Origin of the sequence: Pseudomonas folii (assembly GCF_014357575.1) — a bacterium.
GTDB lineage: Bacteria > Pseudomonadota > Gammaproteobacteria > Pseudomonadales > Pseudomonadaceae > Aquipseudomonas > Aquipseudomonas folii.
In genome coordinates this window covers 1-23,646 of the sequence record NZ_JACONW010000019.1, presented here as the reverse complement: position 1 = coordinate 23,646, position 23,646 = coordinate 1, and the positions used below count along the sequence as shown (strand labels likewise).

23 protein-coding genes are annotated in these 23,646 nt (G+C 58.2%); 18 read left to right on the top strand and 5 right to left on the bottom strand.

The features are described from left to right. Positions 1-282: 282 nt before the first annotated feature. Positions 283-1,239, top strand: a complete 957-nt coding sequence (locus H8S59_RS06615; protein ID WP_187520893.1) for an alpha/beta fold hydrolase — start codon at positions 283-285, stop codon at positions 1,237-1,239. Positions 1,240-1,274: 35 nt separating this feature from the next. On the opposite strand, the gene tatC is transcribed toward H8S59_RS06615, so the two are convergent. Genes tatC through tatA form a run of 3 tightly spaced genes read right to left on the bottom strand, consistent with a single transcriptional unit; the run spans position 1,275 to position 2,538 of the window. Then, positions 1,275-2,042, bottom strand: coding sequence for a twin-arginine translocase subunit TatC (gene tatC / locus H8S59_RS06610; RefSeq protein WP_187520892.1), 768 nt, complete (start codon positions 2,040-2,042; stop codon positions 1,275-1,277). Further along, positions 2,039-2,329 carry a Sec-independent protein translocase protein TatB gene (tatB, locus tag H8S59_RS06605; RefSeq protein WP_187520891.1) on the bottom strand — a complete coding sequence of 97 codons (291 nt, stop codon included), beginning with the start codon at positions 2,327-2,329 and terminating at the stop codon, positions 2,039-2,041. The genes tatC and tatB overlap by 4 nt, the downstream gene beginning before the upstream one ends. After that, the gene (gene tatA, locus H8S59_RS27145) at positions 2,329-2,538 is read right to left on the bottom strand and encodes a twin-arginine translocase TatA/TatE family subunit (RefSeq protein WP_187520890.1); all 210 of its coding nucleotides are present in this window, start codon (positions 2,536-2,538) and stop codon (positions 2,329-2,331) included. The genes tatB and tatA overlap by 1 nt, the downstream gene beginning before the upstream one ends. Before the next feature lie 160 nt (positions 2,539-2,698). On the opposite strand from tatA, the gene gspK reads away from it, so the two are divergent. Further along, the gene (gene gspK, locus H8S59_RS06595; protein WP_187520889.1) at positions 2,699-3,661 is read left to right on the top strand and encodes a type II secretion system minor pseudopilin GspK; all 963 of its coding nucleotides are present in this window, start codon (positions 2,699-2,701) and stop codon (positions 3,659-3,661) included. A 51-nt stretch (positions 3,662-3,712) separates the two neighbouring features. Here gspK and H8S59_RS06590 read toward each other — a convergent pair whose 3' ends face one another. Next, positions 3,713-5,743 (bottom strand): PhoX family protein, encoded by a 2,031-nt coding sequence (locus tag H8S59_RS06590; protein WP_187520888.1) that lies wholly within the window; start codon positions 5,741-5,743, stop codon positions 3,713-3,715. Between the two features lie 232 nt (positions 5,744-5,975). Here H8S59_RS06590 and H8S59_RS06585 point away from each other — a divergent pair, with 232 nt between their 5' ends. The 12 genes from H8S59_RS06585 to gspN are packed head-to-tail and all read left to right on the top strand — an operon-like array spanning position 5,976 to position 16,757. Beyond that, positions 5,976-7,628, top strand: coding sequence for a bifunctional UDP-sugar hydrolase/5'-nucleotidase (locus H8S59_RS06585; protein WP_187520887.1), 1,653 nt, complete (start codon positions 5,976-5,978; stop codon positions 7,626-7,628). Further along, positions 7,625-8,053, top strand: coding sequence for a pilus assembly protein PilZ (locus H8S59_RS06580; RefSeq protein WP_343073040.1), 429 nt, complete (start codon positions 7,625-7,627; stop codon positions 8,051-8,053). The genes H8S59_RS06585 and H8S59_RS06580 overlap by 4 nt, the downstream gene beginning before the upstream one ends. A gap of 47 nt (positions 8,054-8,100) precedes the next feature. Beyond that, complete coding sequence (gene gspD / locus H8S59_RS06575) at positions 8,101-10,002, top strand: type II secretion system secretin GspD (protein WP_187520903.1); 1,902 nt, start codon at positions 8,101-8,103, stop codon at positions 10,000-10,002. Then, entirely contained in the window at positions 9,996-11,456 is a 1,461-nt protein-coding gene (locus H8S59_RS06570; RefSeq protein ID WP_187520886.1) for a GspE/PulE family protein, read from the top strand. The genes gspD and H8S59_RS06570 overlap by 7 nt, the downstream gene beginning before the upstream one ends. A 3-nt stretch (positions 11,457-11,459) precedes the next feature. Further along, positions 11,460-12,662 carry a type II secretion system inner membrane protein GspF gene (gspF, locus tag H8S59_RS06565; protein WP_187520885.1) on the top strand — a complete coding sequence of 401 codons (1,203 nt, stop codon included), beginning with the start codon at positions 11,460-11,462 and terminating at the stop codon, positions 12,660-12,662. Positions 12,663-12,680: 18 nt separating this feature from the next. Further along, a complete protein-coding gene (gene gspG, locus H8S59_RS06560) occupies positions 12,681-13,118 on the top strand; it encodes a type II secretion system major pseudopilin GspG (protein ID WP_187520884.1) in 438 nt (145 codons plus the stop codon). A gap of 2 nt (positions 13,119-13,120) precedes the next feature. Next, complete coding sequence (gene gspH, locus H8S59_RS06555) at positions 13,121-13,570, top strand: type II secretion system minor pseudopilin GspH (protein ID WP_187520883.1); 450 nt, start codon at positions 13,121-13,123, stop codon at positions 13,568-13,570. After that, on the top strand, positions 13,567-13,932 hold the full coding sequence (locus tag H8S59_RS06550) for a type II secretion system protein (protein WP_187520882.1): 366 nt from the start codon (positions 13,567-13,569) through the stop codon (positions 13,930-13,932). Before gspH ends, H8S59_RS06550 begins: the two co-directional genes overlap by 4 nt. After that, positions 13,929-14,519 (top strand): prepilin-type N-terminal cleavage/methylation domain-containing protein, encoded by a 591-nt coding sequence (locus H8S59_RS06545; RefSeq protein ID WP_187520881.1) that lies wholly within the window; start codon positions 13,929-13,931, stop codon positions 14,517-14,519. Before H8S59_RS06550 ends, H8S59_RS06545 begins: the two co-directional genes overlap by 4 nt. Continuing rightward, positions 14,516-15,652 (top strand): type II secretion system protein GspL, encoded by a 1,137-nt coding sequence (locus H8S59_RS06540; RefSeq protein WP_187520880.1) that lies wholly within the window; start codon positions 14,516-14,518, stop codon positions 15,650-15,652. Before H8S59_RS06545 ends, H8S59_RS06540 begins: the two co-directional genes overlap by 4 nt. Further along, complete coding sequence (gene gspM / locus H8S59_RS06535; protein ID WP_187520879.1) at positions 15,649-16,086, top strand: type II secretion system protein GspM; 438 nt, start codon at positions 15,649-15,651, stop codon at positions 16,084-16,086. The genes H8S59_RS06540 and gspM overlap by 4 nt, the downstream gene beginning before the upstream one ends. Further along, entirely contained in the window at positions 16,083-16,757 is a 675-nt protein-coding gene (gene gspN / locus H8S59_RS06530; RefSeq protein WP_187520878.1) for a type II secretion system protein N, read from the top strand. The genes gspM and gspN overlap by 4 nt, the downstream gene beginning before the upstream one ends. A 218-nt stretch (positions 16,758-16,975) precedes the next feature. Here gspN and H8S59_RS06525 read toward each other — a convergent pair whose 3' ends face one another. Then, entirely contained in the window at positions 16,976-17,434 is a 459-nt protein-coding gene (locus tag H8S59_RS06525) for a DUF721 domain-containing protein (protein WP_187520877.1), read from the bottom strand. Between the two features lie 307 nt (positions 17,435-17,741). On the opposite strand from H8S59_RS06525, the gene secA reads away from it, so the two are divergent. From secA to H8S59_RS06505, 4 genes are all read left to right on the top strand, one after another. Further along, entirely contained in the window at positions 17,742-20,474 is a 2,733-nt protein-coding gene (gene secA, locus H8S59_RS06520) for a preprotein translocase subunit SecA (RefSeq protein WP_187520876.1), read from the top strand. A gap of 131 nt (positions 20,475-20,605) precedes the next feature. Further along, positions 20,606-21,823, top strand: a complete 1,218-nt coding sequence (gene argJ / locus H8S59_RS06515) for a bifunctional glutamate N-acetyltransferase/amino-acid acetyltransferase ArgJ (protein WP_187520875.1) — start codon at positions 20,606-20,608, stop codon at positions 21,821-21,823. Between the two features lie 227 nt (positions 21,824-22,050). Continuing rightward, positions 22,051-22,683, top strand: coding sequence for a glutathione S-transferase family protein (locus H8S59_RS06510; RefSeq protein WP_187520874.1), 633 nt, complete (start codon positions 22,051-22,053; stop codon positions 22,681-22,683). Next, positions 22,680-23,624 carry a Nudix family hydrolase gene (locus tag H8S59_RS06505; RefSeq protein ID WP_187520873.1) on the top strand — a complete coding sequence of 315 codons (945 nt, stop codon included), beginning with the start codon at positions 22,680-22,682 and terminating at the stop codon, positions 23,622-23,624. Before H8S59_RS06510 ends, H8S59_RS06505 begins: the two co-directional genes overlap by 4 nt. Positions 23,625-23,646: the final 22 nt, after the last annotated feature.

Here is a 23,646-nt window from a genome sequence, read left to right as displayed (position 1 = left end):
TCAGTTTGATGCTCCAGGATTCTCATAAGCCAGATGCTTGAAGTCTGAGCGTCAAACTTCGCAGATGTACCTGCCCCGGTCTTCTTTCAGTCGGCCAATATTTCCTCTATGGGTCCAGCTCAAGCTCCCCTTGAGCTATTCTTTAGGAGTTGTCCTACGTGCAGGGAGGCTGTTTCTCACATTAATTCCTGAGGTCTTCGTCCAAAGTCGCTCGTTGGGTATTAGCAGCTGTGCTGCTTTTCGATACTCCTTTGAGTTGCTTATCCTGACGGAGACTGAATCATGGAATTTCCACCCCCCAAAGGGAGTTCATTGCTTTCCACTCTTTCGCTATCTCTGAGCATCGGCTTGCTGTCGGGCTCGCTGCCGATTGGTGAGTCTGCGGCGAATGCCGCTTCGATGCTGGCGACCTGCGAGAGCTGCAATTTTCGAGACGGTTACGCCATTGTTAATCAGGATAAAGTGCGGTTGCATTACGTCGCGGGTGGCAAAGGACCTGCGCTTTTGCTGATTCCTGGCTGGCCCCAGACCGCATATACCTGGCACAAGATCATGCCGGATCTGGCCCGGAAATTCACCGTCATAGCCGTTGATCCGCGAGGTTTGGGCGATTCGAACAGACCTGTGGCCGGATACGATACGGACAACGTAGGGCGCGATTTGCATGAGCTGATGCAACAGCTCGGGCACTCGACTTATCAGGTTGTCGGGCATGATGTGGGGATGTGGATAGGTTACTCGATGGCGGCTAACTATCCCGATGCTATTACGCGCATTGTGCTTTCTGAAGCGGGCATCCCCGGCCTTGATCCATTACGCTCCTGGCACTTTGCTTTCATTCAACTTGTGGATCTGCCAGAAGCGCTGATTGAGGGTAAGGAACGTATCTACCTGGAATGGCTGTTCAATAGCTTTGCTTACAGGCCGAGCGATCTGGCAACCGAAGAGTATGTCCGTGCTTATTCCAAACCCGGAGCAATGCGGGCTGGTTTCGCTTATTACCGGGCTATCCCGGAAACAATCGAACAGAATAAAAAGCATGCTGCTGTGCCGCTGACAATGCCCGTGCTGACGGTGGGCGGCGAGTTCGCAAGAGGCAGTGGACTTAAAGCAATGCTGGACCCGGTTGCGGCCAACGTGACAGCCCGTGTTATCAGCGGTGCGGGGCATTATCCTCAGGAGGAAGCTCCGCAAGAGATGTTGAAAGTCCTGATGGAGTTTCTTGACGCACAACAGTAGTCGCTTGTACTTACAGGAATGTCAGCCGACTGCTTCTATAACGCCTGCGTTCCCTCCGAAATATCCGGTTGCTGCTTTGGCCGTGAAACCGTCCTGCTGGCCAGTAGACCCAACTCGAACAGCATCCACATGGGCACAGCCAGCAGGGTTTGCGAGAACACATCAGGCGGCGTGAGCAGCATGCCGACGACAAAGCAGCCGACAATCACGTAAGGCCGACTTTTACTCAAGCTTTGAACGTCGGTAAGGCCCGCCCATATGACTAGAAAGGTCGCCACCGGAATCTGAAAAGCCAGGCCGAAGGCTAGAAACAGCGCGAGGATGAAGTCCAGATAAAGGCCGATATCCGTCATCATTTCCACGCCGGCGGGCGTCACGCTCGCGAAGAACCCGAACATCATTGGAAATACCACATAGAACGCGAAAGCCATGCCGCCGTAAAACAGCGAAACGCTGGCGATCATCAGGCATATCGCGGTGCGTCGTTCTTCGCGATAGACCGCCGGAGCGATGACACCCCATACCTGATGAAGGATCATCGGCATGGCCAGGAACAGGGCAACCATCATGGTCAGCTTGAACGGCGCCATCAGCGGCGAAGTCACGCTGGTGGCGATCATGCTAGCGCCTTCGGGCAGGAATACTCTGAGCGGTGCAGATATGAACGTGTAGAGTTTTTGCGCGAACGGAAACAGCCCGACGAACAGCAAAGCGATGACCAGCATGGATCGCAAAAGCAACGTTCTGAGCTTGCGCAAGTGTCCGGTAATGCTCAGTGCTTCGCGAAATTCGAAGCCGCTCATAACGGTTGTTGTCCGGATTTGGTAGCGCAGTGGGCTGGTGGGTCCAGGCGCACCCCCTCGCGCAACTCCTGCTCAAGCTGCCGTAATGGCTGATGATCAAGTTCCTTGCGCAATTGTTCGGCATCCAGCTCGCGTTCCATTTGCAGTTTGATGCCGTTGAGCCCGCGCTTGAACTGTCCCAGCCAGCGCCCCGCAGTGCTCGCCGCCTTGGGCAGGCGTTCCGGGCCAAGTACCAGCAAAGCAACCGTCCCCACCAATAGCATCTCGGTAAAACCAATCTCGAACATCAGTGTTTATGTTCCGTTTGGGTCGACGTTTGAATGCTGTCGTTCAGGCAGCTTTTTTCAGGTTTAGGTTCGTCAGTGCCCATGGATTTGCGAAAGCCTTTGATTGCATCGCCAACGTCCGCTCCGAGTCCTTTCAAACGCTTGGTGCCAAACAACATCATCACGATAAGCAGCACGATCACCAGTTGCCAGATTCCGATTCCGCCCACAAGTACGCTCCAGGTTATTGATTTCTAGAAATAAACCAGCATCTTGGCGGCAGATTGTGACGAGCCGGTTAAGGTTTTGAGTTGTTTTGGAGTGCTTGCCACCTGCTTGCAACATTGTCGGTGTTGACTGGCGCCTGGCGTTGAAAATACAGGCAGCAAAATGCACAGCAACAAACAGCAAGGCGCGGCATTACTGATGGCGTTGCTCGTACTGGCAATGCTTGCCGCTGGATTGACATGGATGGTCGAGCAAGGCCGTCGGGAGGTCGACAGCGTGCGTTTACTGCAACAGCGCGTACAAGCCCGGTCAGTTGAAAGCGCGGCGCTGGCTTTCACCGGGCAGGCGTTAAAAGATCCGGCCTGGCGTGCCAGTCCGTTGTTCTGGCAAGCCTTGCGTGGTCAGCCGCTGAGCTACGATTTCAAGGGAGGCAAGGCAAGTATTCGTATAGTGGATCTGCATCGCTGCTTCAACGTCAACAGCCTCATAGGGCCAGAAGCTGAGCGTGCACAAAGGCAATTGAACTACCTGTTGGGCGACGATATGGCTGCCGAACTGCTTACCCGGAGACTTGCCGACTGGCTGGATGCTGACCATCAAAGTCGCTCACAAGGTGCCGAAGACGGTGAGTACCTGCGGCTGTCACCGCCACGGCTGGCAGCGAATCAAATCATGGTTGATACCAGTGAGTTGAACTTACTGTTGCCTGCTGACAAAGGTCGGGAGCAGCGCTATCGCGACCTGTGTGCGCTGCCGGACACGTCCGGTTGGCGTCTGAATGCCAATGCGTTGAGTCTCGATGAACTGCCGTTGCTGGAGGCTATGTATGAGGGTGAAATCAGCCGCGCGCAGCTGACTCGCCTGATCAGCGCCAGGCCTGCGGGCGGTTATAGCGATGCCATTGGGTTGCGTGAAGCCATGGGAGCAATGGATGACGAGGCATTCGCAAGACTGAGCGAAGGCTTGCAGCTCAACAGCGATCAGTTTCTGTTGCAACTGGAGGTGCGACTGGACGACCAGATATTTCGCAGTCAATACCGAATCGAGGCGTTGGGCGTGGTGAAGTGGCACAGTCGAGTGCCGGCGCAGGCGATTGTGATCCGCGAGCGACAGGTGGGCAGGTAGCCGACCGAAAAGGCTGCGCGCCGGGACGATCCCGGCGTGCAGCCTGCAACGTCAGACTGCCAGCTCGCCACCGTCGGTGCGCTGAATAACCACTGTGGATGCTCGCGGACGGACTGTGCCAACCGTGACGTCAGTGGCGACATCCGTGGATGGCCAGTTGGCTGGGTGCTGGATGTTGACGAACATAGTCTTGTTGTCAGGCGTGAACGTGATGCCCGTCACTTCACTGCCATTGGGTCCGACGAAGAAACGACGCAGTTCTGTCTGATTCTGGGCGTTGACCGGAATCTGCTTGCCTTGGGCGTCGACAAGATTTGTCGGAATAACCGCAAGCATCTGATCGTTGGTGTAGCTGGTAAGGGTGGACTCGCCGTTGTCCGTCTGGATCCACATGATTCCCCGGCTGTCGAACGTCATGCCATCGGGACTGGCGAACTGATTCAGTTCGGTCAAGCCAGAGCGGTTGATGTCCGCTGTTCCTGATGCGTTGGCACCGAAGACAAAAATGTCCCAGGTGAACGACACCTGGCTGTCTGCGTCATGCCAGCGGATGATATGACCATGTCGGTTGTTGATACGCGGGTTGGCGGCGTTTGCGGTGGTGCGACTGGTGTTGTTGGTCAAGGTCAGATAAACATCGCCGTTCACCGGGTTTACGGCTGTCCATTCCGGACGATCCATCGGGGTCGCGCCCACTGCATCTGCTGCGCCACGAGTGTTCAGAATGATGCCCGGCAAATCAGTGAATTTGGCGCCCAGTGTGCTGCCATCGGTGGTCGGGGTGATCACATCCAGTAATAGCCAAGTACCGCTACCGTCTGCGTTGAAACGTGAAACATAGAGTTTGCCGCTGTCCATGTACTTGGCGCCGGTGGCCAGACGATTGCTCGGCGTGGCATCTGCCGCTTCCCAAAGGGCCGTGGAGACGAATTTGTAGAGGTATTCGTTCTGGGAATCGTCGCCCATGTAGAACACCACTGGCTTGCCGACGGTGGTAAGGCCTGGCCAGCAGCCTTCGTGCCGGAAGCGCCCGAGCGCGGTACGTTTGACCGGGAGCGATGTGCCGTCGTACGGGTCGATTTCAACTATGTAGCCAAAGGTGCTGGCTTCATTACGGTAATCGTCGACATTTGTCGCACCACTTGGCGTGATGTTGAAACGCCCAAACTCATCGTTGACCTCCGAGGCGTCACCGGCTGCAGTCTCCCAACGGTAGTTGCCAGCGGTGGTGGCGACGCCGATCCGGACCTGATCCGCCGGGCGAGTGCCCTTGTTGACGAAGATGCCTGGCCAGTTTTCTTCGCAGGTCAGGTAGGTGCCCCAGGGTGTATACCCGTTGCCACAGTTATTGTTCGTGCCTCTTGTCTGACTGCCATCAGTCGAGAACCTGGTTTTGACGTGGTCGGTGCCTTTCATAGGGCCGGAAAGGTTCATGACCGAAGCGGTGGTAAAGCGACGGTTCAGCGGGTCGTTTTCCACAACTTGCCAGCGGTTGCCGGTTTTGCGAACACGTATTACGCCTGCGCCATGGGCGTTGATTTCCTTGCGTACTTCTTCGACCGGACGAACGCCGTTGACCAGCGTCGCGCCTGCAGGGTGCAGCGCATCCTGATCGATGTATTCGAAGTTGATGGCGATCAAACCTTCAGTGGAACTGCCATTGATCGGGAAGAAATGCATGCCGTCATGGTGCATGCCGACGGAGTTGGCCTGGTCAGTGGAAGTGTTGGTTCCATCACTTTTCCATGGGGCGGCAGTGCTGTTAAGCGGAGTACCCCAAGGCGCCAATACGTATGCGGTGTAACCAGCCGCGATAGTGACTGCGTCAGTGCGTGAGCCCGGGATGGAAGTGAAACCCAAGGCCAGCTTTTTGACTGGATCCGGTGTAGGCGACGAGTTGTCGTCGTTGTCGTCGCTACTGTCAAAGCAACCCGTCAAGCCAGTCCCCGCAATCATTGCAATGGCAGCACCCAGACCTCCCCGCATGACACTTCGACGACTCAAGTAAGTGTCGAGCACAGACGACATTGGTTCATTGGTGCTCAGATTGCGGTTCTGGTTATCGCCGGTATCACGACTCATTCATCAGGTCCTTTTTATGAGAGATGGTTTTGAAAAGGAACCGGGACTGTAGAAGTCGAGTGTGATGATTCGGCGGCAGTTTTATTAAAAAATCATCTAAAAAACGCTCAAGTTATTTCGAATTGTAACGGTCGATAAATGATGCGCCCGTTCAAGAAATTGCCTTCAAACTGTCATTTTTGATCGCCAATATGCCGCCCCTGTGAAGAGTTACCCTCAGGGTGAGAGAACAATGGCATCAATGGCACGGCGCGATGTGTTGGGATGGATGACGGTGGGAGCCCTGGCTCCGCTGCTGTCGGCATGCTCAAGCCTTCAGGGATCAGGCGCTGTCGCTGAAAGCAGTAGTGTGGATCTACTGTATGTGGCTGACACGCTTGATGCTCGCCAGCCGGGTCAACCGGTGGTTCCCGCTACTCGCTTGGGGCCCGCAACGCGTATTGGGCAGGCGCCATGGATCAGCGGAGCGAACGCTCGCGTTCAGGGGGATGACCAACATGCCCTCAATAGCCTGCTTGATGCAGGCCTTGGTCAGACGTTGGAAACCGGCGGCTACCCTGTATTGGCTGCGCTGTTGCAACGTTTGCGCAGTGAAGCGGGAGAAGGCAAAAGCCTCACTCTGGAAAACGGCCAATGCTGGAATGGCAGCGGCCTGGCTTATCTCACCCAAGGTCTTTCGGGCGCTCAAGGTAGCGCATTGCTCGGTACGGAGGTCCGGGTCAGCAGCGATGAGCGTCTGCTCTGGCCACAACGCTGCAGCGGTCTCTACCACCAGTTTGGTCATCCGGTATTAGGAGCCGGTCTGGCCGCCGATATCAGTCAACGGCTAGGCACTGAAGCAGTTGTCTTTTTTCGCCGAGGGGAAATCCGTATCGCCGTGGTCGGCATCACCGATCCCTATGCACGGGACCAGAAAGCCTCACTCAAACAATGGCACGATAGCTTGCAGCCCGCGCTTGATCGCGCCCAGGCCGATGCCGATCTGGTCATTGCCTTGGCGGATGTGGGCACAGGTCCGGGATTCTGGCTGGCGGAACGTCTGGCGCAGGTGGACTTGGTGCTATGCGCTCGTGGTCAGGATTTCTGGCCATCACCGGTGGACATCTTGCAAGCCTCGGGTAAACGAGTGCCGGTGGTTTTTGCCGGGACTCGGGCCAGCGGCGCGTTCCGTATTCGTTGCCAGCAAGTCGCCGGGCAATGGCAGTTTGCGGCCCGCTTTTATCCCGCTGTAGCCACCAGTTTGAGTGCTGGCGACCAGGTTAACGTCCAACGCATTCGACAGATTACGCAACAGCAGCGCGCCGCTCACGCCAATTGGCTCGACCAGCCACTGGCAAGCGCTCCGGAAAATCTGTGGCGGCGTGATGTGCGCGGCGGCAGTTGGGATCGACTGCTGCATGACGCGTTGGCAGAGCGTCCGGACAGTTCAGTATTGCTACCCGGTTTGCGCTACGACAGTCCCCTGACTCAAGGGCAGATGATTACCCGCGAACACTTGATCAGCCTGACCGCCAGCTACCCCGCGCCGGTGGTGAGCGTTTCTGCCAAACAAATCCCGCAGGTGTTGGAAAACGCCGCTGAGCAATTGTTCGGTGAGCCATTGTTGCTCGACAACAGCCAGGACTTGCCGCGTTGGCAAGGCCAGCCATGGCAGGTCACTTACAGCGCCAGCGGCAAACGGGTCACTGGCCTGGGTGAACCTGCAGGCCAGTGCCGCACGTTTGGCCTGGGCTTTGATCCTCAGGCGGGTCAACCACTTTGGCAGCATGTTGAAGCCTGGCTGCGTGAGCAGCCGACCGGTTGGCAGATCAGCCGCTTACAGTTGCCGCAGATGCGCTATGTGCAAGGTCATCCCGGTTGGCACCCTCGCGAGTCGGCCATTTGAGTCGCCTGAGCGGGGCTAGCCACATCGTGCTTGTGATTTTGCTTGGCTGGCTGGCGGCCCAGTGCGTGCTTCAAGTCTGGCATGGACTGGCGCAACCGGTGCCGGTCAGCAGCACCAGTGCTCCGGTTGCGCAAATGTTGAGCCAGCACTGGAAAGCCGGTCCCGTCCTGAGCAATGAGCTGCCGCTGACCACGCTCGACATCAAATATCTAGGCGGTTTCAAGGCCAGCCCGCTGAGCGCGACGGTTGTGGTGCTCAGTTTTGAGAAACGCCAACGCAGCCTCGCCCGTGGTCAGAAGCTGGCCCCGGGGATCGTCCTGCATGACATCGACGAGTTGGGGCTTGTGCTTGATAACCACGGCAAGCGCGAACGTCTGGCCTGGCCTCCTCAACGTCCGTCTTTCGGCTTCAAGCCACAGGGATAAGCATGACTATTGATTGCCTCAAGCAACCGCTGCGTCTGGCTCTTTTGATGTGCGCCCTGGCCATGACCGGGGCCCGCGCCGAAGAAGAACCACTGTACGAAGTCAACTTCGTTGATACCGAGCTCAGCGAGTTCATCGACAGCGTTTCACGGATCACCCACACCACGTTCATCATCGACCCTCGGGTGCAAGGCAAAGTCACAGTGCGCAGCAATGAGATGCTGGGCGGTGATGAGATCTACGATATTTTTCTCGCGCAGTTGCGTGCTCAGGGTTTTGCAGCTGTTGATTTGCCCAACGGTAGCGTCAAGATCGTCCCTGATCAGGCGGCACGTCTGGAGCCGGTACCGGTGGAGTCAAAGCCTGATGCCGGGCGGGGAAATGACGGCATGGCGACTCGGGTATTCAGCGTACGCAATGCGGCCAGTGAACAGATGCTCAACATCCTCAGGCCGTTGATCGATCCGCGCGTTGGAGTGATCACACCGTATCCGTCGGCCAATCTGCTGGTGATCACAGATTGGCGCAGCAACCTCAACCGTATCGACAGCCTGCTGGTACAGCTCGATCAAGTGAGCCAGGAGCCGCTGGAAGTTCTGCCGTTAAAGAACGCCAACGCCAATGACACGGCACAACTGGTCACCCGTTTGCTGGCGCGTGAGCAAGGGGCTGACAGTGCGCAAGTGGTGGCCGACCCCCGCAGCAACGCGTTGCTGGTGCGTGGCAGTGTCGACAGTCGCGAACGCGTGCGAGCGCTGCTCAAACAGTTGGACAAACCTCAGGACCCGCTGCACAACGCCAACACCGTGGTGATGTATCTGCGCCATGCCAACGCCTCGGAAGTGGTCAAGGTGTTACGCGGTCTCAGCCAGGAGGCGGCCGCCCCGACAGCGGGCGGGCAGGAGAGCGAAAAAGCGACGCCGGTCAGTACCTCCGGGATTCGCATTGAATATGAAGAAGGCACCAACGCGGTGGTGATGGTCGGCCCCGACAGCGATTTGACTGCTTATCGCAGCATCGTCGAGCAACTGGACATTCGTCGCGCCCAAGTGGTGGTTGAAGCAATCATCGCCGAGGTCTCCGACACGCGTGCTCAGGAGCTGGGTGTGCAATGGCTGTTTCAAGGCGACAACTTCGGTGGCGGTGCCGTTAATTTCAGCGGCGGTAATGCCGCGAGCGTCACCGCCGTCGGGGCGCTGGCGCAGGCCAACGACACCGCTGGGCTAGGGCAGTTGTTGTCCGGGGTGCAGGGTGTCACGGCAGGGGTTGGCAACTTGAGTGGTGGCGGGCTTAACTTCCTTGCGTTGCTTAACGCGCTGAAAAGCCAGAGCGGTTTCAACCTGTTATCGACCCCGACCTTGCTTACCCTCGACAACGCCGAAGCCTCGATATTGGTTGGTCAGGAAGTGCCTTTCGTAACCGGCTCGGTGACCCAGAACAACGCCAACCCGTACCAGACCATCGAGCGCAAGGAAGTCGGTGTGAAGCTGCGCATCAAGCCGCAGATCAACGTCGACAACACTGTGCGCCTGGACATCGTGCAAGAGGTCTCGTCGATAGCCGAAAGCACTTCCGCCAGCGATGTCATCACCAACAAGCGCGAGATCAAAACCAAGGTCATGGTCGAAGACAATGGCCTGGTGGTGCTCGGCGGTCTTATCGGGGATGAGTCCACCACCAGTGATCAGAGCGTGCCTTTGCTGGGTGATATCCCGGTGTTAGGCCGCTTGTTTCGCTCTGACTCGACGAAGCGGGTCAAACAGAACCTGATGGTGTTTATCCGCCCGCGCATCGTGCGTGACGGTCAGACCCTGGCGCAGCTCAGCAGCGAGAAATATCGCAACCTCAAAGCCAACACCTCGTTGGCGTTGCCCGCCTTGGCTGATGGCGACAACTTGCTGCAGTTGTATCCGGCCAGCCGGGATCGCCTGGAACAAGGCTCATGGTGAGTGCGTTACTGCCTTATCGAGTTGCCCGGCAGACCGGCGTCGCGAAAGTCCCTGCGCAGCATGGCTGGGGATTGCTGCTGAGAACCGGCGGCGACACCGATATGTTGCAGGAGGTTATTCGCGTCCACGGCGTGCCGAACCTCGTCGAACATTTGTCGGCGCCGGACTATGAGGCCCGTCTCGGCGCGCTTTACCAGTCAGGTGAATCGGCCACCGCAGCCCTGATTGAGGGCATCGGTGAACACGTCGATCTGGACAGCCTGATGAGTGAACTACCGAAGATCGAGGACTTGCTGGAAAACGACAATGATGCCCCGGTAATTCGATTGATCAACGGCCTGTTTGGTGAAGCCTTGCGATTGCGTGCCTCGGACATCCACGTAGAGACATTCGAGGCCACGTTGGTCATTCGTCTGCGGGTGGATGGTCATTTGCGCGAAGTGCTGCGACCGCCCCGTGCACTGTCGACGATGCTGGTCTCGCGCATAAAAGTCATGGCCCGTCTGGATATCGCTGAAAAGCGTCAACCTCAGGATGGGCGAATTACGCTGCGCTCCGGCGGGCGGGAAGTGGACATACGGGTCTCGACGTTGCCGGGGATTCACGGCGAACGGGTGGTGATGCGCGTGCTCGACAAACAGGCTAGCCTGCTCGACCTGACCAACCTCGGCATGCCGCCTGAAGTGGAGCGTGGCCTGCGCGCCTGCCTGCTGCGGCCCAACGGTATCGTGCTCAGCACCGGGCCGACCGGCTCGGGCAAAACCACCACGCTGTATGCCAGCCTCAACAGCCTGAATGATGGCTCCTGCAACATCCTCACCGTGGAAGATCCGGTGGAATACGCCATCACCGGCATTGGTCAAACCGCGATTAATCCGCGCGCCGGGATGACGTTTGCCAATGGGCTACGGGCCATTCTGCGTCAGGATCCGGACGTCATCATGCTCGGTGAGATCCGGGATCGGGAGACGGCGCAAATTGCGGTGCAGGCCAGCCTGACCGGCCACTTGGTATTGTCCACGCTGCACACCAACAGTGCGGTCGGCGCCGTGACCCGGTTGCGCGATATGGGCATTGAGCCTTTTCTGATCGCCTCGACCCTCAAGGGAGTGCTGGCGCAACGGTTGGTACGCCGCTTGTGTCATTGCGCTACCGCACATCCGCTGCAGCAAGCTGAGCGCAGTTTGTGGCCAGAATTGTCTGGTTTGACCGAAAGCTTTCATCCACAAGGCTGCGAAGACTGTCAGGGCAGCGGCTATGACGGGCGAATGGGGCTTTACGAATTCATTGAGCTGGATGCAGGCCTGATCGCCTTGCTTTACGACGGGGCCAGCGAAGTCGCCATGCACGATTATCTGGCTGACAAGCGTCAGAGCCTTGCCGCCATGGCCAGTGAATGCCTGCGACGCGGCGAGACCAGCCTCGCCGAAGTGCTGCGCGCGGTTCGGGGCTAATCCATGCCGACGTATCGCTATCAGGCCCTTGACCCCGCAGGACGTACGCGCAAGGCCAGCATTCAGGCGGAAAACGAACGCCATGCCCGGCAATTGTTGCGTGAGCAGGGGCTGTTTGCGCGTGAGCTGCAGATTCAGAATGCGACGTCTCGCAGCCCTCGCGGGCAGCGCCTCAATCACAGCCAGTTGTGCGAACTGACGCGTCAATTGGCGACGCTTTTAAGTGCCGGTATTCCGTTGGTTGATGCTTTGGCCACGCTTGAGCGCCAGCTCGCCGAGCCTGCCATTCGCAACCTGCTCGTGGCGGTGCGTGGTGCTCTCGGCGAAGGTCACAGCCTGGCGCAAAGCCTGCGTCGCCAAGGCGGTTTGTTCAACGGCCTGTATTGCGCCCTGGTGGAAGCGGGTGAGCGTTCCGGCAAGTTGGCGCCGGTACTTGATCGCCTTGCCGAACATCTTGAACAGGTCCAGCGCCAACGACACAAGGCACGGACCGCAATGATCTACCCGTCGGTTTTGATGCTGGTGTCGCTGTTGGTGGTGGTTGGCCTGATGACATTCGTAGTGCCCAAACTCACCGAGCAGTTCAGTCATACCGGGCAAGCTCTACCACTGGTCACCCAACTGCTGATCGGCATCAGCCGCGGGCTGGTCACCGTCGGGCCCTGGCTACTGGTGCTGACGGTCCTCGCCGCGCTGTGTGCCGGATACCTGCTGCGCAAGCCGCACTGGCGTTTGCGTCTGGATCGAAGCTTGCTGCAGCTGCCAAAAGTCGGGGCCTTGCTGACGGTGCTGGAGAGTGCGCGGCTCGCGCGTAGCCTGGCGATTCTGGTGGGGAGTGGCGTGCCGTTGTTGGAGGCATTGCAGGTTGCGACAGCGACGGTCAGCAATCGTGAAATACATCGCACGCTGACCCTCGTTCGTGAACAAGTGGAAGGTGGTGTCAGCCTGCATCGCGCCCTGAATGCCGCCGGGCATTTCCCGCCACTGCTACTCAACATGGTTGCCAGTGGCGAGGCCAGCGGGACTTTGCCGGACATGCTCGAACGAGTCGCGGACAACCAGGAACGCGGATTCACCCGGCACGTAGACATGCTAATGGCCTTGTTCGAGCCACTGATGATTCTGGTGATGGGCGGTGTGGTGCTGTTCATTGTCCTGGCCGTGCTGTTACCGATCATGCAGCTCAATCAAGGGCTCGCTTTTTAATCCATGGAGAGTTTTGTCATGCCCCCTCTGAATCAAAAGCGCCAGCGCGGCTTCACGTTGATGGAAATCATGGTGGTGATCTTCATAATTGGTTTGCTGATAGCAGTCGTTGCACCCAGCGTGCTCGGCAATCAGGACAAGGCCATGCGCCAGAAAGTCCTCGCTGATCTGTCCACGCTGGAACAGGCGCTGGATATGTATCGTCTGGATAACTTGCGTTACCCCAGTACCGAACAGGGACTGAACGCCTTGGTCAGCGCACCCAAGGTCGAACCACTGCCACGCTCGTGGCGTGCTGATGGTTACATCCGGCGTCTGCCAGATGATCCTTGGGGCAACCCCTACCACTACCGTGCTCCCGGCGAGCATGGACGCATTGATATCTATTCCCTGGGGGCTGACGGCGCGTCGGAAGGCGAAGGGACAGACGCTGACATCGGTAACTGGAATCTCTGATCGTGAAGTTTTCGCAAGGCTTCTCGCTGCTGGAGATGCTGGTGGTGTTGCTGATCATCGGCTTGTTCAGTGCCATGAGTGTCGCGTGGCTGGACTCAGGTCAGGCTCCGATGCAGCAAGCCTTGCAGCAACTGGCCGCCGAGGCGCGAATCCGGGCCGCGCAGGCCCGACACAGCGGTCAGGTATTGGGCATGCGCTGGAATGGTCGGCAACCCGAATTCGTGGAATTGCAGCAGGACCGGGGCCTGGCGCGTTGGGTGGTTGAACCGACTCGACTCAAGCCTTGGCCAGCCGAGTTGGCGGCAGACTGGTCAGTGTCCACTGAGCCACAGGTGGTGTTCACGCCTGCCGGGGTGGCCAGACCGGTGACGTTGAACTGGCAATGGCCTGAAGGGCAGCAACGCTGGGAGTGGAGTACTGACAACAGCCTCACCCAGGTGCGGCTGCCATGAAGCGCGAGGCCGGTTTTACATTGCTTGAAGTGATGGTTGCCTTGGGCATCGCGGCGATAATGGCGGTGATGGTCAGTCAAATGTTGCGCCAGCGCATCGCGGTTCATCAGGCGGTTCAACAGCATCGACTCGGCAGTCTTTGTGCGCGTGAGTTGGAAGCACGATTCGGGGTCGAGCGTTATTGGCCGAAGATCAATCAGGTGCGCGGCGAGTTGCGTCAGGGTGAGATGACCTGCTACTGGCGTCTGGATCTGGGCATGACTCGCGTGCAGAACTTGAGGCGGGGCGAACTGGCACTGTTTGCAGCTCGCGATGAGCGCGAGCCGCTCGGACATTTCACTCTGTTTCTGGTGCGGCCATGAGGCGACCGGAACAAGGCCTGACCCTGGTCGAATTGCTGGTGGCAATGGCGTTGACAGCTGTGCTTGGCGTGATGCTTGCCGCGTTGGTCAATGGTTGGTTGAGCGTTCGTGAGCGTCTTGCCGAACCAGGAAACGAGCCGCTGGTGCTGGAGTTCTGTCTGGCGCTGGAGCGAAGGCTGGACGGCATGGTCCTGCGCCGTTTGTACGAACAGCGCCTGCCACTGCCGGTGAGCTGGCTGGACTGGAAGCCTGCAGCCCGGCAGCTCGACTGGGTGGCACTGACCGCTTGGCCCGACGTTGACGGACAGTCGCGGTTGCAAAGGCAGCGGCTAGAGTTCCGCCCGCGTGAGCGCAGTCTGGAGGTCTCCACCTCGGGCGATCTATATGCAGCCAGTGTCGCCCGATGGCAGCGCCGGGAGCGGCTGGATGGCGTCGATAAGGTCCAGTTCAGTTTTTATCAGGGAACCCGCTGGCTGGCGTTTCCTTCGTCGGTCGCCCAGCAGCCCAGTCGGGGTGTGCGACTCGAATTCGAGCGTCATGGAGCGCCTTATGTCTGCACCTTCAATTTGCCGGATAGCTCATTATGATCCGGTCTGCTGCCATGCTTGACCGTTGGCGCGCTGACCGATCCGCTGCGCGACAGTGGTTGCTGGTGCGTCCTGCCCTCGATGCTTCGGCACCCTTGCAATGGCGCCGCTTGCCCGGAACTGAGTCAGGTAACTGGCCTGCGCCTGCACATTCTGCGCAAGAGTCCGTCGCGCTGATAATACCCGCTGAGCATTGCAGCCATTTCCAGGTGTCTGCGCCGCCAGGACTCAAACCCCACGAATGGCCGCAGCTATTAGAGGAATCCTTGCAACAGCCTGCCGATCAGTTGCAGGTTAGCTGCCTTTCCCGGGTGGACGGGCATCTTGAATTACTCGTAGTGGAACGAGTGCTCGTCGAGCGCTGGTTGGCAGAGTGCGACGCATTGGGTCTTTCGCCCAGCCATCTATGGGCGGAAATGCAGCTATTGCCAGCGCCGGAGCCTGATCAGTCGTTGCGTTGGGCTCGCGCAGATGACAGTTGCCTCAAGCGTACCGATGCCAATGGTGTGCAGCGCTGGCTGCGCTGGCCTGATGTGCTGGGCGAGCTGCCCGAGGGATGGAAGCCTGTTGACCATGAAATATCCGGATCATGGCCGTCACAGTGGGCATCACTGGATCGTCTGCCCAACCTGCTGAGCGGTGTTGGCCGTCGCAAGATGAACGCGACGCGGCGAACGCTGCCTTTCAGTCAAACCCAGCGTCTTTTGATGGCGGCCTGCGTGTTGTTGTCGCTATGTTGGGGGACTTTGGCGGTAGGGCAGTTGTGGCAGCAGGTGCCTGTCTGGAAAGCGCAGGTCGAGGCAGTCACCGGTCCGGTGGCTAACGCTCGCCAGGCTGAGCGATTGCTGGCCCGGATGCATGCCGATCAGCTTGACTGGCGAACCCGTCAACAGCAAATGGTGGAGTTGGAAAAAGCAGTAGGGCGCTGGCTCGACACTCAGCAGGGTTGGGGCGTATCCGGTAGCTACTTCGACGGGCAAAACTGGCGGGTGGTGCTCCACGGCAGTAAAACGGGGTCGGCGACGGATCACTGGCAAGCGATCGCCCAGACTGCGGGTGCGAAGGTGAGAGTCGAGCCGGACGCAAAGACCTCATTGCTGACCCTTCACTTCAATCTGGACGGACAGCCATGAAGGCTTTTATTGATCGGGCTTTCATGGCCTTCAGCGCCTTACCCGCCATTCGCCGTTATACGTTGTTGGCAGGATGGGTGGTGGTGCTGACTTTACTGCTGGTACTGATCGGTCGCCCGCTGCTTGCGTTGAGCAAGGAGTTGCGGCAGTGGCCAATGCTCGCGCAGCAGGCCCGGGCGCTAACGCCCGGTATCACCTTCACCAGCGAGTACTGGCAAGCCTTGGCCAGTGCACGTGGACTGGTGTTGACGCGGGTCGAGACGCGGGGGGATGTCTGGCAATTGCAGGGTGAGCTGACGCGTGCAGAAGGCCTGGCGCAACTGTTGAGCAGCATCCAGGCACAAGGCGGTCGCCCTCTGCGCTGGAGCCTTGAACAGGGACATCAAAGCCTGGTGTTCAGTCTGGACGTCGGGCGCACAGGCGGCCAGCCATGAGTCGCAGATTATGGGTACTGGGTGCAGTGGTTTTTATCGCGACGCTGATGCTGAACACGCCTGCTGCATTTTTGACCAGATTTGTACCGTGGAATCCCGCCTGGCAGCCAGTGGCAGTCAGCGGCACGCTGTGGAACGGTCGCATGGACAGGCTCGGCGTACTGGGACCGTTGGTCTGGCGTGTTCAACCCTGGCTCGGGCAAGCCAGTTTGAGTGCTGGTTTCCAGCAACGCATATGGGAGTTGAAGGTCAGCGGCTGGCCGTGGGCCTGGCAGGCGCAGTTTGAGCCCGTCGCCAGTCAATTGACCGCGGCAACAGGTTATCTGCTTGATGGTCATTGGCGAGGCCGGTTACAACTGAACGGTCGAGGTACCAAGTGTCTGTCCAGTACGGGCGATCTTCAGGGGCAGGACGTGGCCCTGCTTTCACCGTGGACAGTGGTCCTTGGCAGCGCGCATCTAAGATTCGAATGCAGCGATGGCGTAAGGCTTTTGGTCGATGTGCAGCGCGAGGGCGAGCATCGCTTCGAGGCTCGACTGGAACCGGGTGCGCGTCGGGTAAAGCTCAACGGTTGGGTCGAGCCGGAAGCTGTGGTCACGCCGTTGTTGGTGCAGGCGGGTATGCTCAAGGCAGGGGCTTCTCAATTCGAAACGGTGTTGGGCAAGCGTTGAGTGCGCTGAATTTCGGCGCTTGCAGGAGTACGCGGTGCTATGGCGCTCGTGTCAAAAAATATAAGTCACTGAATAGATTCGATTTTTGTTGGAGAATCTACAGTTTGCTTTCAATCCCGTTGGACCGGCTTTAGCCGGGAGGAGAGTATTTCTGCCGAAGCAGATCTAGCGGATGCCCAGACGTCCTCCCGGCTAAAGCCGGTCCTACGGGTTCTGGGTTAAACCTTGCGATCCTTCGCATGCGCCGCCAGGCGCTCCAGCGCGGCGCGCAGTTTCGGATCAGTGATCCCGTCAGCCGTCGCCTGAATGCTCTCGGCGGCTACGGTTGACAAGTCCATCGTGTGACCTTTAGCCCCCTGAGCGGGCGTAGGGGGTTGGACCTTGAAGACAATCCGCGTGAGGCTGGCGAATTCGTCGAAGGCCGTCAGCTGTCGCTGCAGGCGCTTTTGTTGATAGCGCAGACGCGTCGCCCAGTGACCGTCGGTCACAATCAGCAGCAAGCTGCCTTCGCGCCATGAAGCAACATGACAATGTTCGCGCGCAGCAGGCTGCAACTGGCTTTCAAGCAGCCGTTGCAAGTGCCCCAAACGCTGGGCGTGGTGAAAAATACCTTTCAAAGGCTTCGCTTCACGCAGCAATACTGCGGGTGCCCGAGCGGGGAGTGGACGAAACGCCATGAGCTACAACCCTGGATGACAAGTTTGTCATGTTATCAGAAAGCGCCCGCAACCCCTTGTCCCATGCGGGTTTGCCTGTTTTACCCGTTAAATCAATGGCTAACTTCTGCGTTGGACGGGTTGAACTCTCAGGAAATGACCCTATCTACAAACAGCCCCGTCACAGCGCTGTGCCAGCATCGTGGAATAACGCCACTTTCCTCACCATCGTTTCCGGGTAGAATACTCGTTCGCATGCGGCCATGAGGGCTGCACGGGCGACTCACGGGGCCGCCCTCCATTCCTATGTCTGGAAGATCCTGTCGATATGTTTGCGCCTTTGTTAAAAAAACTTTTTGGAAGCAAGAACGAGCGTGAAGTGAAGCGCATGCTCAAGACGGTACAGATCGTCAATGCCTTCGAAGAGCAAATGGTGGCCCTTTCGGACGAGCAACTCCGTGCCAAGACCGAAGAGTTCAAGGCCCGCTTAGCCAAAGGTGAGACCCTCGATCAGCTGCTTCCTGAAGCTTTCGCGGTCGCACGTGAAGCTGGCAAGCGCGTCATGGGTATGCGCCACTTTGACGTTCAGTTGATTGGCGGCATGACTCTGCACGAAGGCATGATTGCCGAAATGCGTACCGGTGAAGGTAAAACCCTGGTGGGTACACTGGCGGTTTACCTCAATGCATTGTCCGGCAAGGGCGTGCACGTGGTAACGGTCAACGACTATCTGGCTCGTCGTGACGCCAACTGGATGCGTCCACTGTACGAATTCCTCGGTCTGAGCGTTGGCATTGTCACGCCATTCCAGCCGCCAGAAGAAAAACGTGCGGCTTACGCGTCGGACATCACCTACGGCACCAACAACGAATTCGGTTTCGACTACCTGCGCGACAACATGGCGTTCAGCATGGACGACAAGTTCCAGCGCGAACTCAACTTTGCCGTGATCGACGAAGTGGACTCCATCCTCATCGACGAAGCGCGTACGCCGCTGATCATCTCCGGTCAGGCTGAAGACAGCTCCAAGCTGTACACCGAGATCAACCGCCTGATCCCGCGTCTCGTGCAGCACATCGAGGAAGTGGAGGGCGTAGTCACCAAAGCCGGTCATTACACCGTTGACGAGAAGACCCGTCAGGTCGAGCTGAATGAAGCCGGTCACCAGTTCATCGAAGAAATGCTTACCGAAGTCGGCCTGCTGGCTGAAGGCGAAAGCCTGTACTCGGCACACAACCTGGGTCTGCTGACTCACGTTTATGCCGGTCTTCGTGCGCACACGCTGTTCCATCGCAATGTCGAGTACATCGTTCAGGACGGCCAGATTCTGCTGGTCGACGAGCACACCGGTCGTACCATGCCGGGTCGTCGTCTGTCTGAAGGCCTGCACCAGGCGATCGAAGCGAAGGAAAACCTGAATATTCAGGCCGAAAGCCAGACGCTGGCTTCGACCACGTTCCAGAACTACTTCCGTCTGTACAACAAACTGTCCGGCATGACCGGTACAGCCGACACCGAAGCGTTCGAGTTCCACCAGATCTACACCTTGTCGGTTATGGTCATTCCGCCTAACAAGCCGTTGGCGCGTAAAGACTTCAACGACCTCGTGTACCTGACGGCAGAAGAGAAGTACGCCGCCATCGTCACTGACATCAAGGCCTGTCTGGCCGAGAATCGTCCGGTACTGGTGGGTACTGCGACCATCGAAACTTCCGAGCACATGTCCAAGTTGCTCAATCAGGAAGGTATCGAACACAAGGTTCTGAACGCCAAGTTCCACGAAAAAGAAGCTGAAATCATCGCGCAGGCCGGTCGTCCAGGTGCCTTGACCATCGCCACCAACATGGCCGGTCGTGGTACCGACATTCTCTTGGGCGGTAACTGGGAAGTTGAAGTTGCTGCACTGGAAAACCCGAGCCCGGAGCAAATCGCACAGATCAAGGCCGACTGGCAGAAACGCCATCAGCAAGTGATCGAGGCGGGCGGCTTGCACGTTATTGCTTCCGAGCGCCACGAATCGCGTCGTATCGATAACCAGCTGCGCGGTCGTGCCGGCCGTCAGGGTGATACCGGTTCAAGCCGTTTCTACCTGTCGCTGGAAGACAGCCTGATGCGCATCTTCGCTTCTGATCGAGTGAAGAACTTCATGAAGGCACTGGGCATGCAGTCCGGTGAAGCGATCGAACACCGTATGGTGACCAACGCGATCGAGAAGGCGCAACGCAAGGTTGAAGGCCGCAACTTCGATATCCGTAAGCAATTGCTCGAGTTCGACGACGTGTCCAACGAGCAGCGTAAAGTGATTTACCACATGCGTAACAGCCTCCTGGCCGCTACCAACATTGGTGACACCATCGCCGAGTTCCGCGAAGACGTTCTCAACAGCCTGATCAGCCAACACATTCCGCCGCAGTCGATGCCGGAGCAGTGGGACGTTGCCGGTCTGGAAGCTGCACTGGAAAGTGATTTCGGTGTGAAGCTGCCAATTCAGCAATGGCTGGACGAAGACGATCACCTGCACGAAGACACACTGCGCGTGAAGCTCCTCGAAGAGCTGCTCGCCGCGTACAACGAGAAGGAAGAGCAGGCCAGCGCCGAAGCGTTGCGCACGTTCGAGAAGCAGATTCTGCTACGCGTTCTGGACGATCTCTGGAAGGACCACCTGTCCACCATGGATCACCTGCGTCACGGTATCCACCTGCGCGGCTACGCTCAGAAGAACCCGAAGCAGGAATACAAGCGCGAGTCCTTCACGTTGTTCCAGGAACTCCTGGATTCGATCAAACGCGACACCATCCGTGTGCTGTCTCACGTTCAGGTACGCCGCGAAGATCCGGAAGAAGAGGAAGCTCGTCTGCGTCGCGATGCCGAAGAGCTGGCGCAGCGCATGCAGTTTGAACATGCTGAAGCACCGGGCCTTGAACAACCAGAAGCGTTGGTTGAAGAGGGCGTCGATGTCGCGACCCTTCCGGTCCGTAACGACCAGAAGCAAGGTCGTAACGAATTGTGCTGGTGTGGTTCCGGTAAAAAGTACAAACATTGCCACGGTCAAATCGGCTGATCCTGATCTGATCCGGTAGTGGTTTTGAAGTAACAGCACTAACGCCGCGACCGGCTTACCCGTCGCGGCGTTTTTCAATCGACTGCCGTACCGAAGCGGGCGGCGCAGATATCTTTCAAGGAGCGCACCTCATGGCTGTTGGTCTTGGTCCTTTGCCGACATTGCACCCGGTTCCCGGTTTTGAACTGGGCATTTCTTCTGCCGGCATCAAACGTCCGGGTCGCAAGGACGTTGTGGTCATGCGCTGTGCCGAAGGCTCCAGTGTTGCGGGTGTTTTCACCCTTAACGCGTTCTGCGCAGCACCGGTCATTCTCGCCAAACAGCGCGTCAACGGCCCTGTTCGTTATCTGCTGACCAACACTGGTAATGCCAACGCCGGTACCGGCGAGCCGGGTCTGGCCAACGCTGCGCGCACATGCTCCAAGCTGGCTGAACTGACTGGCGTGGACGCCGATGCCGTGCTGCCATATTCCACCGGTGTCATCGGCGAGCCATTGCCTGTGGAAAAGATCGAAGGCGCGTTGCAGGCGGCCCTTGATGACCTGTCTGTGGATAACTGGGCTGCTGCGGCAACCGGCATCATGACCACTGACACGCTGCCAAAGGGCGCGAGCCGTCAGTTCCAGATTGATGGCGTAACCGTCACCGTGACCGGTATCAGCAAAGGCGCAGGCATGATTCGCCCGAACATGGCGACCATGCTGGGCTATATCGCCACTGACGCCAAGGTTTCGCAAAGCGTGCTGCAGGATCTGATCCGTGACGGCGCCAACAAGTCGTTCAACCGCATCACTATCGATGGCGACACGTCGACCAATGACTGCTGCATGCTGATCGCAACGGGCCAGGCTAATCTGCCGGAAGTGACCGAAGCCAAGGGTCCGCTGTTCGACGCGCTGAAAACAGCCGTATTCGAGGTATGCATGGAAGTGGCTCAGGCCATCGTCCGTGATGGCGAAGGCGCTACCAAGTTCGTGACGGTTGAAGTCAACGGCGGCGGCAATCACCAGGAGTGTCTGGACGTGGGTTACGCCGTGGCTCACTCGCCATTGATCAAGACCGCGCTGTTCGCGTCCGATCCTAACTGGGGCCGTATTCTGGCCGCTGTAGGTCGTGCCGGTGTGCCTGATCTTGATGTGAGCAAGATTGATGTGTTTCTGGGCTCCGTGTGCATCGCCAGCAAGGGCTGCCGCGCGACCACCTACACTGAAGAGCAAGGCTCGGCAGTAATGGCCGAAGCCGAAATCACCATTCGCATCGAACTCGGCCGTGGTGATTGCAGCGAGACCATCTGGACCACCGACTTGTCCCACGAGTACGTGAAGATCAATGCGGAATACCGCACTTGATCTGACGACAATCGGACCTGTGGGAGGGAATTCATTCCCGGAGACGTCAACGCGATTTACCTGATAAACCGCGCCAGCTTCTTCGCGGATGAATCCGTTCCTACCGACCACAGTTTTCTGTAGGAGTGAGCTTGCTCGCGATGGCGTCGATACAGGTGCCGATCAATTTGCAGGCAGTGTAAAGTCCACAGGAACATGATCAGCTCGTTCTATCTGGAGAACTCCTCATGACCCTGCACCTGATCATCGGCGACAAACGTTACTCTTCATGGTCTCTGCGACCGGCGCTGGCGCTTTACATGACGGGTGCGGCGTACACCGAACAGCTGATCCGCCTGGATCAGACAAACACCCGCCAGCAGATTCTCGAGCACTCGCCGTCCGGCAAGGTGCCCCTGCTGAAAACCCCGCATGGTTCGATTGCCGACTCGCTGGCGATCATCGAATACCTCGCAGAGCAATTCCCTGATGCAGGGCTGTGGCCCAGCGACACCGCTGCGCGTGCCCAGGCGCGTTCGGCATGTGCGCAAATGCACAGCGGTTTCATCGGGCTGCGCTCGAATCTGCCCATGGACTTGCACCGAGACGCAGCACTGGAAGTCATCTCTGTGGAAGCTCAGAACGACATCGAACGCATCGTCCAGCTATGGGCTGAGTGCCGGGCGGTTGCGGCTGAAAGCGGTCCGTTTCTGTTCGGCAAGGCCAGCGCAGCTGACGCGTTCTTTGCACCTGTGGCGGTACGCTTGCGCACGTACCGGATCGAACTGCCCGCCGAAGCGTTGGCGTACATCGAAACCCTCTACCAATGGCCGCTGTTCCAGCGTTGGCAGAAGGCTGCTTTAGAGGAAGTCGAAGGGTGAAACGTATTCATGTAGCAGCAGCGGTTATCCGCGGCGTTGACGGCAAGATCCTTATCGCGCGGCGTGCCGACACTCAGCACCAGGGCGGTTTGTGGGAATTTCCCGGCGGCAAGGTCGAACCGGGAGAGACTGTCGAGTCGGCACTTTCCCGTGAGCTTCAGGAAGAGTTGAACATCGTGGTCACCCAGGCACGGCCGCTGATCAAGATTCAGCATGACTATCCGGACAAGCAGGTGCTGCTGGATGTCTGGGAAGTGTCGGCATTTACCGGCGAACCGCATGGCGTCGAAGGGCAGCCACTGGCCTGGGTAACCCATCGTGAATTGGCAGATTATGAATTCCCAGCCGCCAATCAGCCCATTGTTGCTGCGGCGCGTTTGCCGGGTGAGTACCTGATCACCCCTGGCGAACTGGAAACCCCGCAATTGCTGCGTGGTATTCAGAAGGCTGTTGCGGGCGGTATCAAGCTGATCCAGTTGCGTGCGCCGAATGGGTATGACCCGCAATACCGCGATCTGGCGGTGGACGCCGTGGGGTTGTGTGCCGGTAAAGCGCAATTGATGCTCAAGGGGCCGCTGGAATGGTTGGGGGACTTTCCCGCTGCGGGTTGGCACCTGACGTCGGCACAGCTACGCAAACTGGCCCCGAACGGGCGTCCGTTTCCGAAGGATCGCTGGCTGGCGGCCTCTTGTCATAACGCTGAAGAATTGGCTCTGGCCGAACTGATGGACGTCGATTTCGTGACCTTGTCGCCGGTGCAGCCAACCCAGACTCACCCTGATGCTCAGCCGTTGGGCTGGGAGCAGGCGCGTGAGTTGATTGCCGGGTGCAGCAAACCGGTTTATCTGCTCGGTGGTGTTGGCCCTGCTGAACAGCAAAAAGCCTGGGAGAACGGCGCGCAAGGTGTGGCCGGGATCAGAGCGTTCTGGCCGGGGGAGTAGTTAGTCTCATGCGTAATGGTGA

Bases quoted from the DNA above. Each gene is read 5' to 3' on its own strand.
- gspN (WP_187520878.1), top strand. From the start codon at position 16,083: ATGAGTCGCAGATTATGGGTACTGGGTGCAGTGGTTTTTATCGCGACG.
- tatC (WP_187520892.1), bottom strand. From the start codon at position 2,042: ATGAGCGGCTTCGAATTTCGCGAAGCACTGAGCATTACCGGACACTTG.
- H8S59_RS06590 (WP_187520888.1), bottom strand. From the start codon at position 5,743: ATGAGTCGTGATACCGGCGATAACCAGAACCGCAATCTGAGCACCAAT.
- H8S59_RS06525 (WP_187520877.1), bottom strand. From the start codon at position 17,434: ATGGCGTTTCGTCCACTCCCCGCTCGGGCACCCGCAGTATTGCTGCGT.
- gspM (WP_187520879.1), top strand. From the start codon at position 15,649: ATGAAGGCTTTTATTGATCGGGCTTTCATGGCCTTCAGCGCCTTACCC.
- secA (WP_187520876.1), top strand. From the start codon at position 17,742: ATGTTTGCGCCTTTGTTAAAAAAACTTTTTGGAAGCAAGAACGAGCGT.
- tatB (WP_187520891.1), bottom strand. From the start codon at position 2,329: ATGTTCGAGATTGGTTTTACCGAGATGCTATTGGTGGGGACGGTTGCT.
- H8S59_RS06550 (WP_187520882.1), top strand. From the start codon at position 13,567: ATGAAGCGCGAGGCCGGTTTTACATTGCTTGAAGTGATGGTTGCCTTG.
- H8S59_RS06585 (WP_187520887.1), top strand. From the start codon at position 5,976: ATGGCATCAATGGCACGGCGCGATGTGTTGGGATGGATGACGGTGGGA.
- H8S59_RS06540 (WP_187520880.1), top strand. From the start codon at position 14,516: ATGATCCGGTCTGCTGCCATGCTTGACCGTTGGCGCGCTGACCGATCC.
- gspG (WP_187520884.1), top strand. From the start codon at position 12,681: ATGCCCCCTCTGAATCAAAAGCGCCAGCGCGGCTTCACGTTGATGGAA.
- gspK (WP_187520889.1), top strand. From the start codon at position 2,699: ATGCACAGCAACAAACAGCAAGGCGCGGCATTACTGATGGCGTTGCTC.
- H8S59_RS06570 (WP_187520886.1), top strand. From the start codon at position 9,996: ATGGTGAGTGCGTTACTGCCTTATCGAGTTGCCCGGCAGACCGGCGTC.
- H8S59_RS06615 (WP_187520893.1), top strand. From the start codon at position 283: ATGGAATTTCCACCCCCCAAAGGGAGTTCATTGCTTTCCACTCTTTCG.
- H8S59_RS06545 (WP_187520881.1), top strand. From the start codon at position 13,929: ATGAGGCGACCGGAACAAGGCCTGACCCTGGTCGAATTGCTGGTGGCA.
- gspD (WP_187520903.1), top strand. From the start codon at position 8,101: ATGTGCGCCCTGGCCATGACCGGGGCCCGCGCCGAAGAAGAACCACTG.
- argJ (WP_187520875.1), top strand. From the start codon at position 20,606: ATGGCTGTTGGTCTTGGTCCTTTGCCGACATTGCACCCGGTTCCCGGT.
- H8S59_RS06510 (WP_187520874.1), top strand. From the start codon at position 22,051: ATGACCCTGCACCTGATCATCGGCGACAAACGTTACTCTTCATGGTCT.
- gspF (WP_187520885.1), top strand. From the start codon at position 11,460: ATGCCGACGTATCGCTATCAGGCCCTTGACCCCGCAGGACGTACGCGC.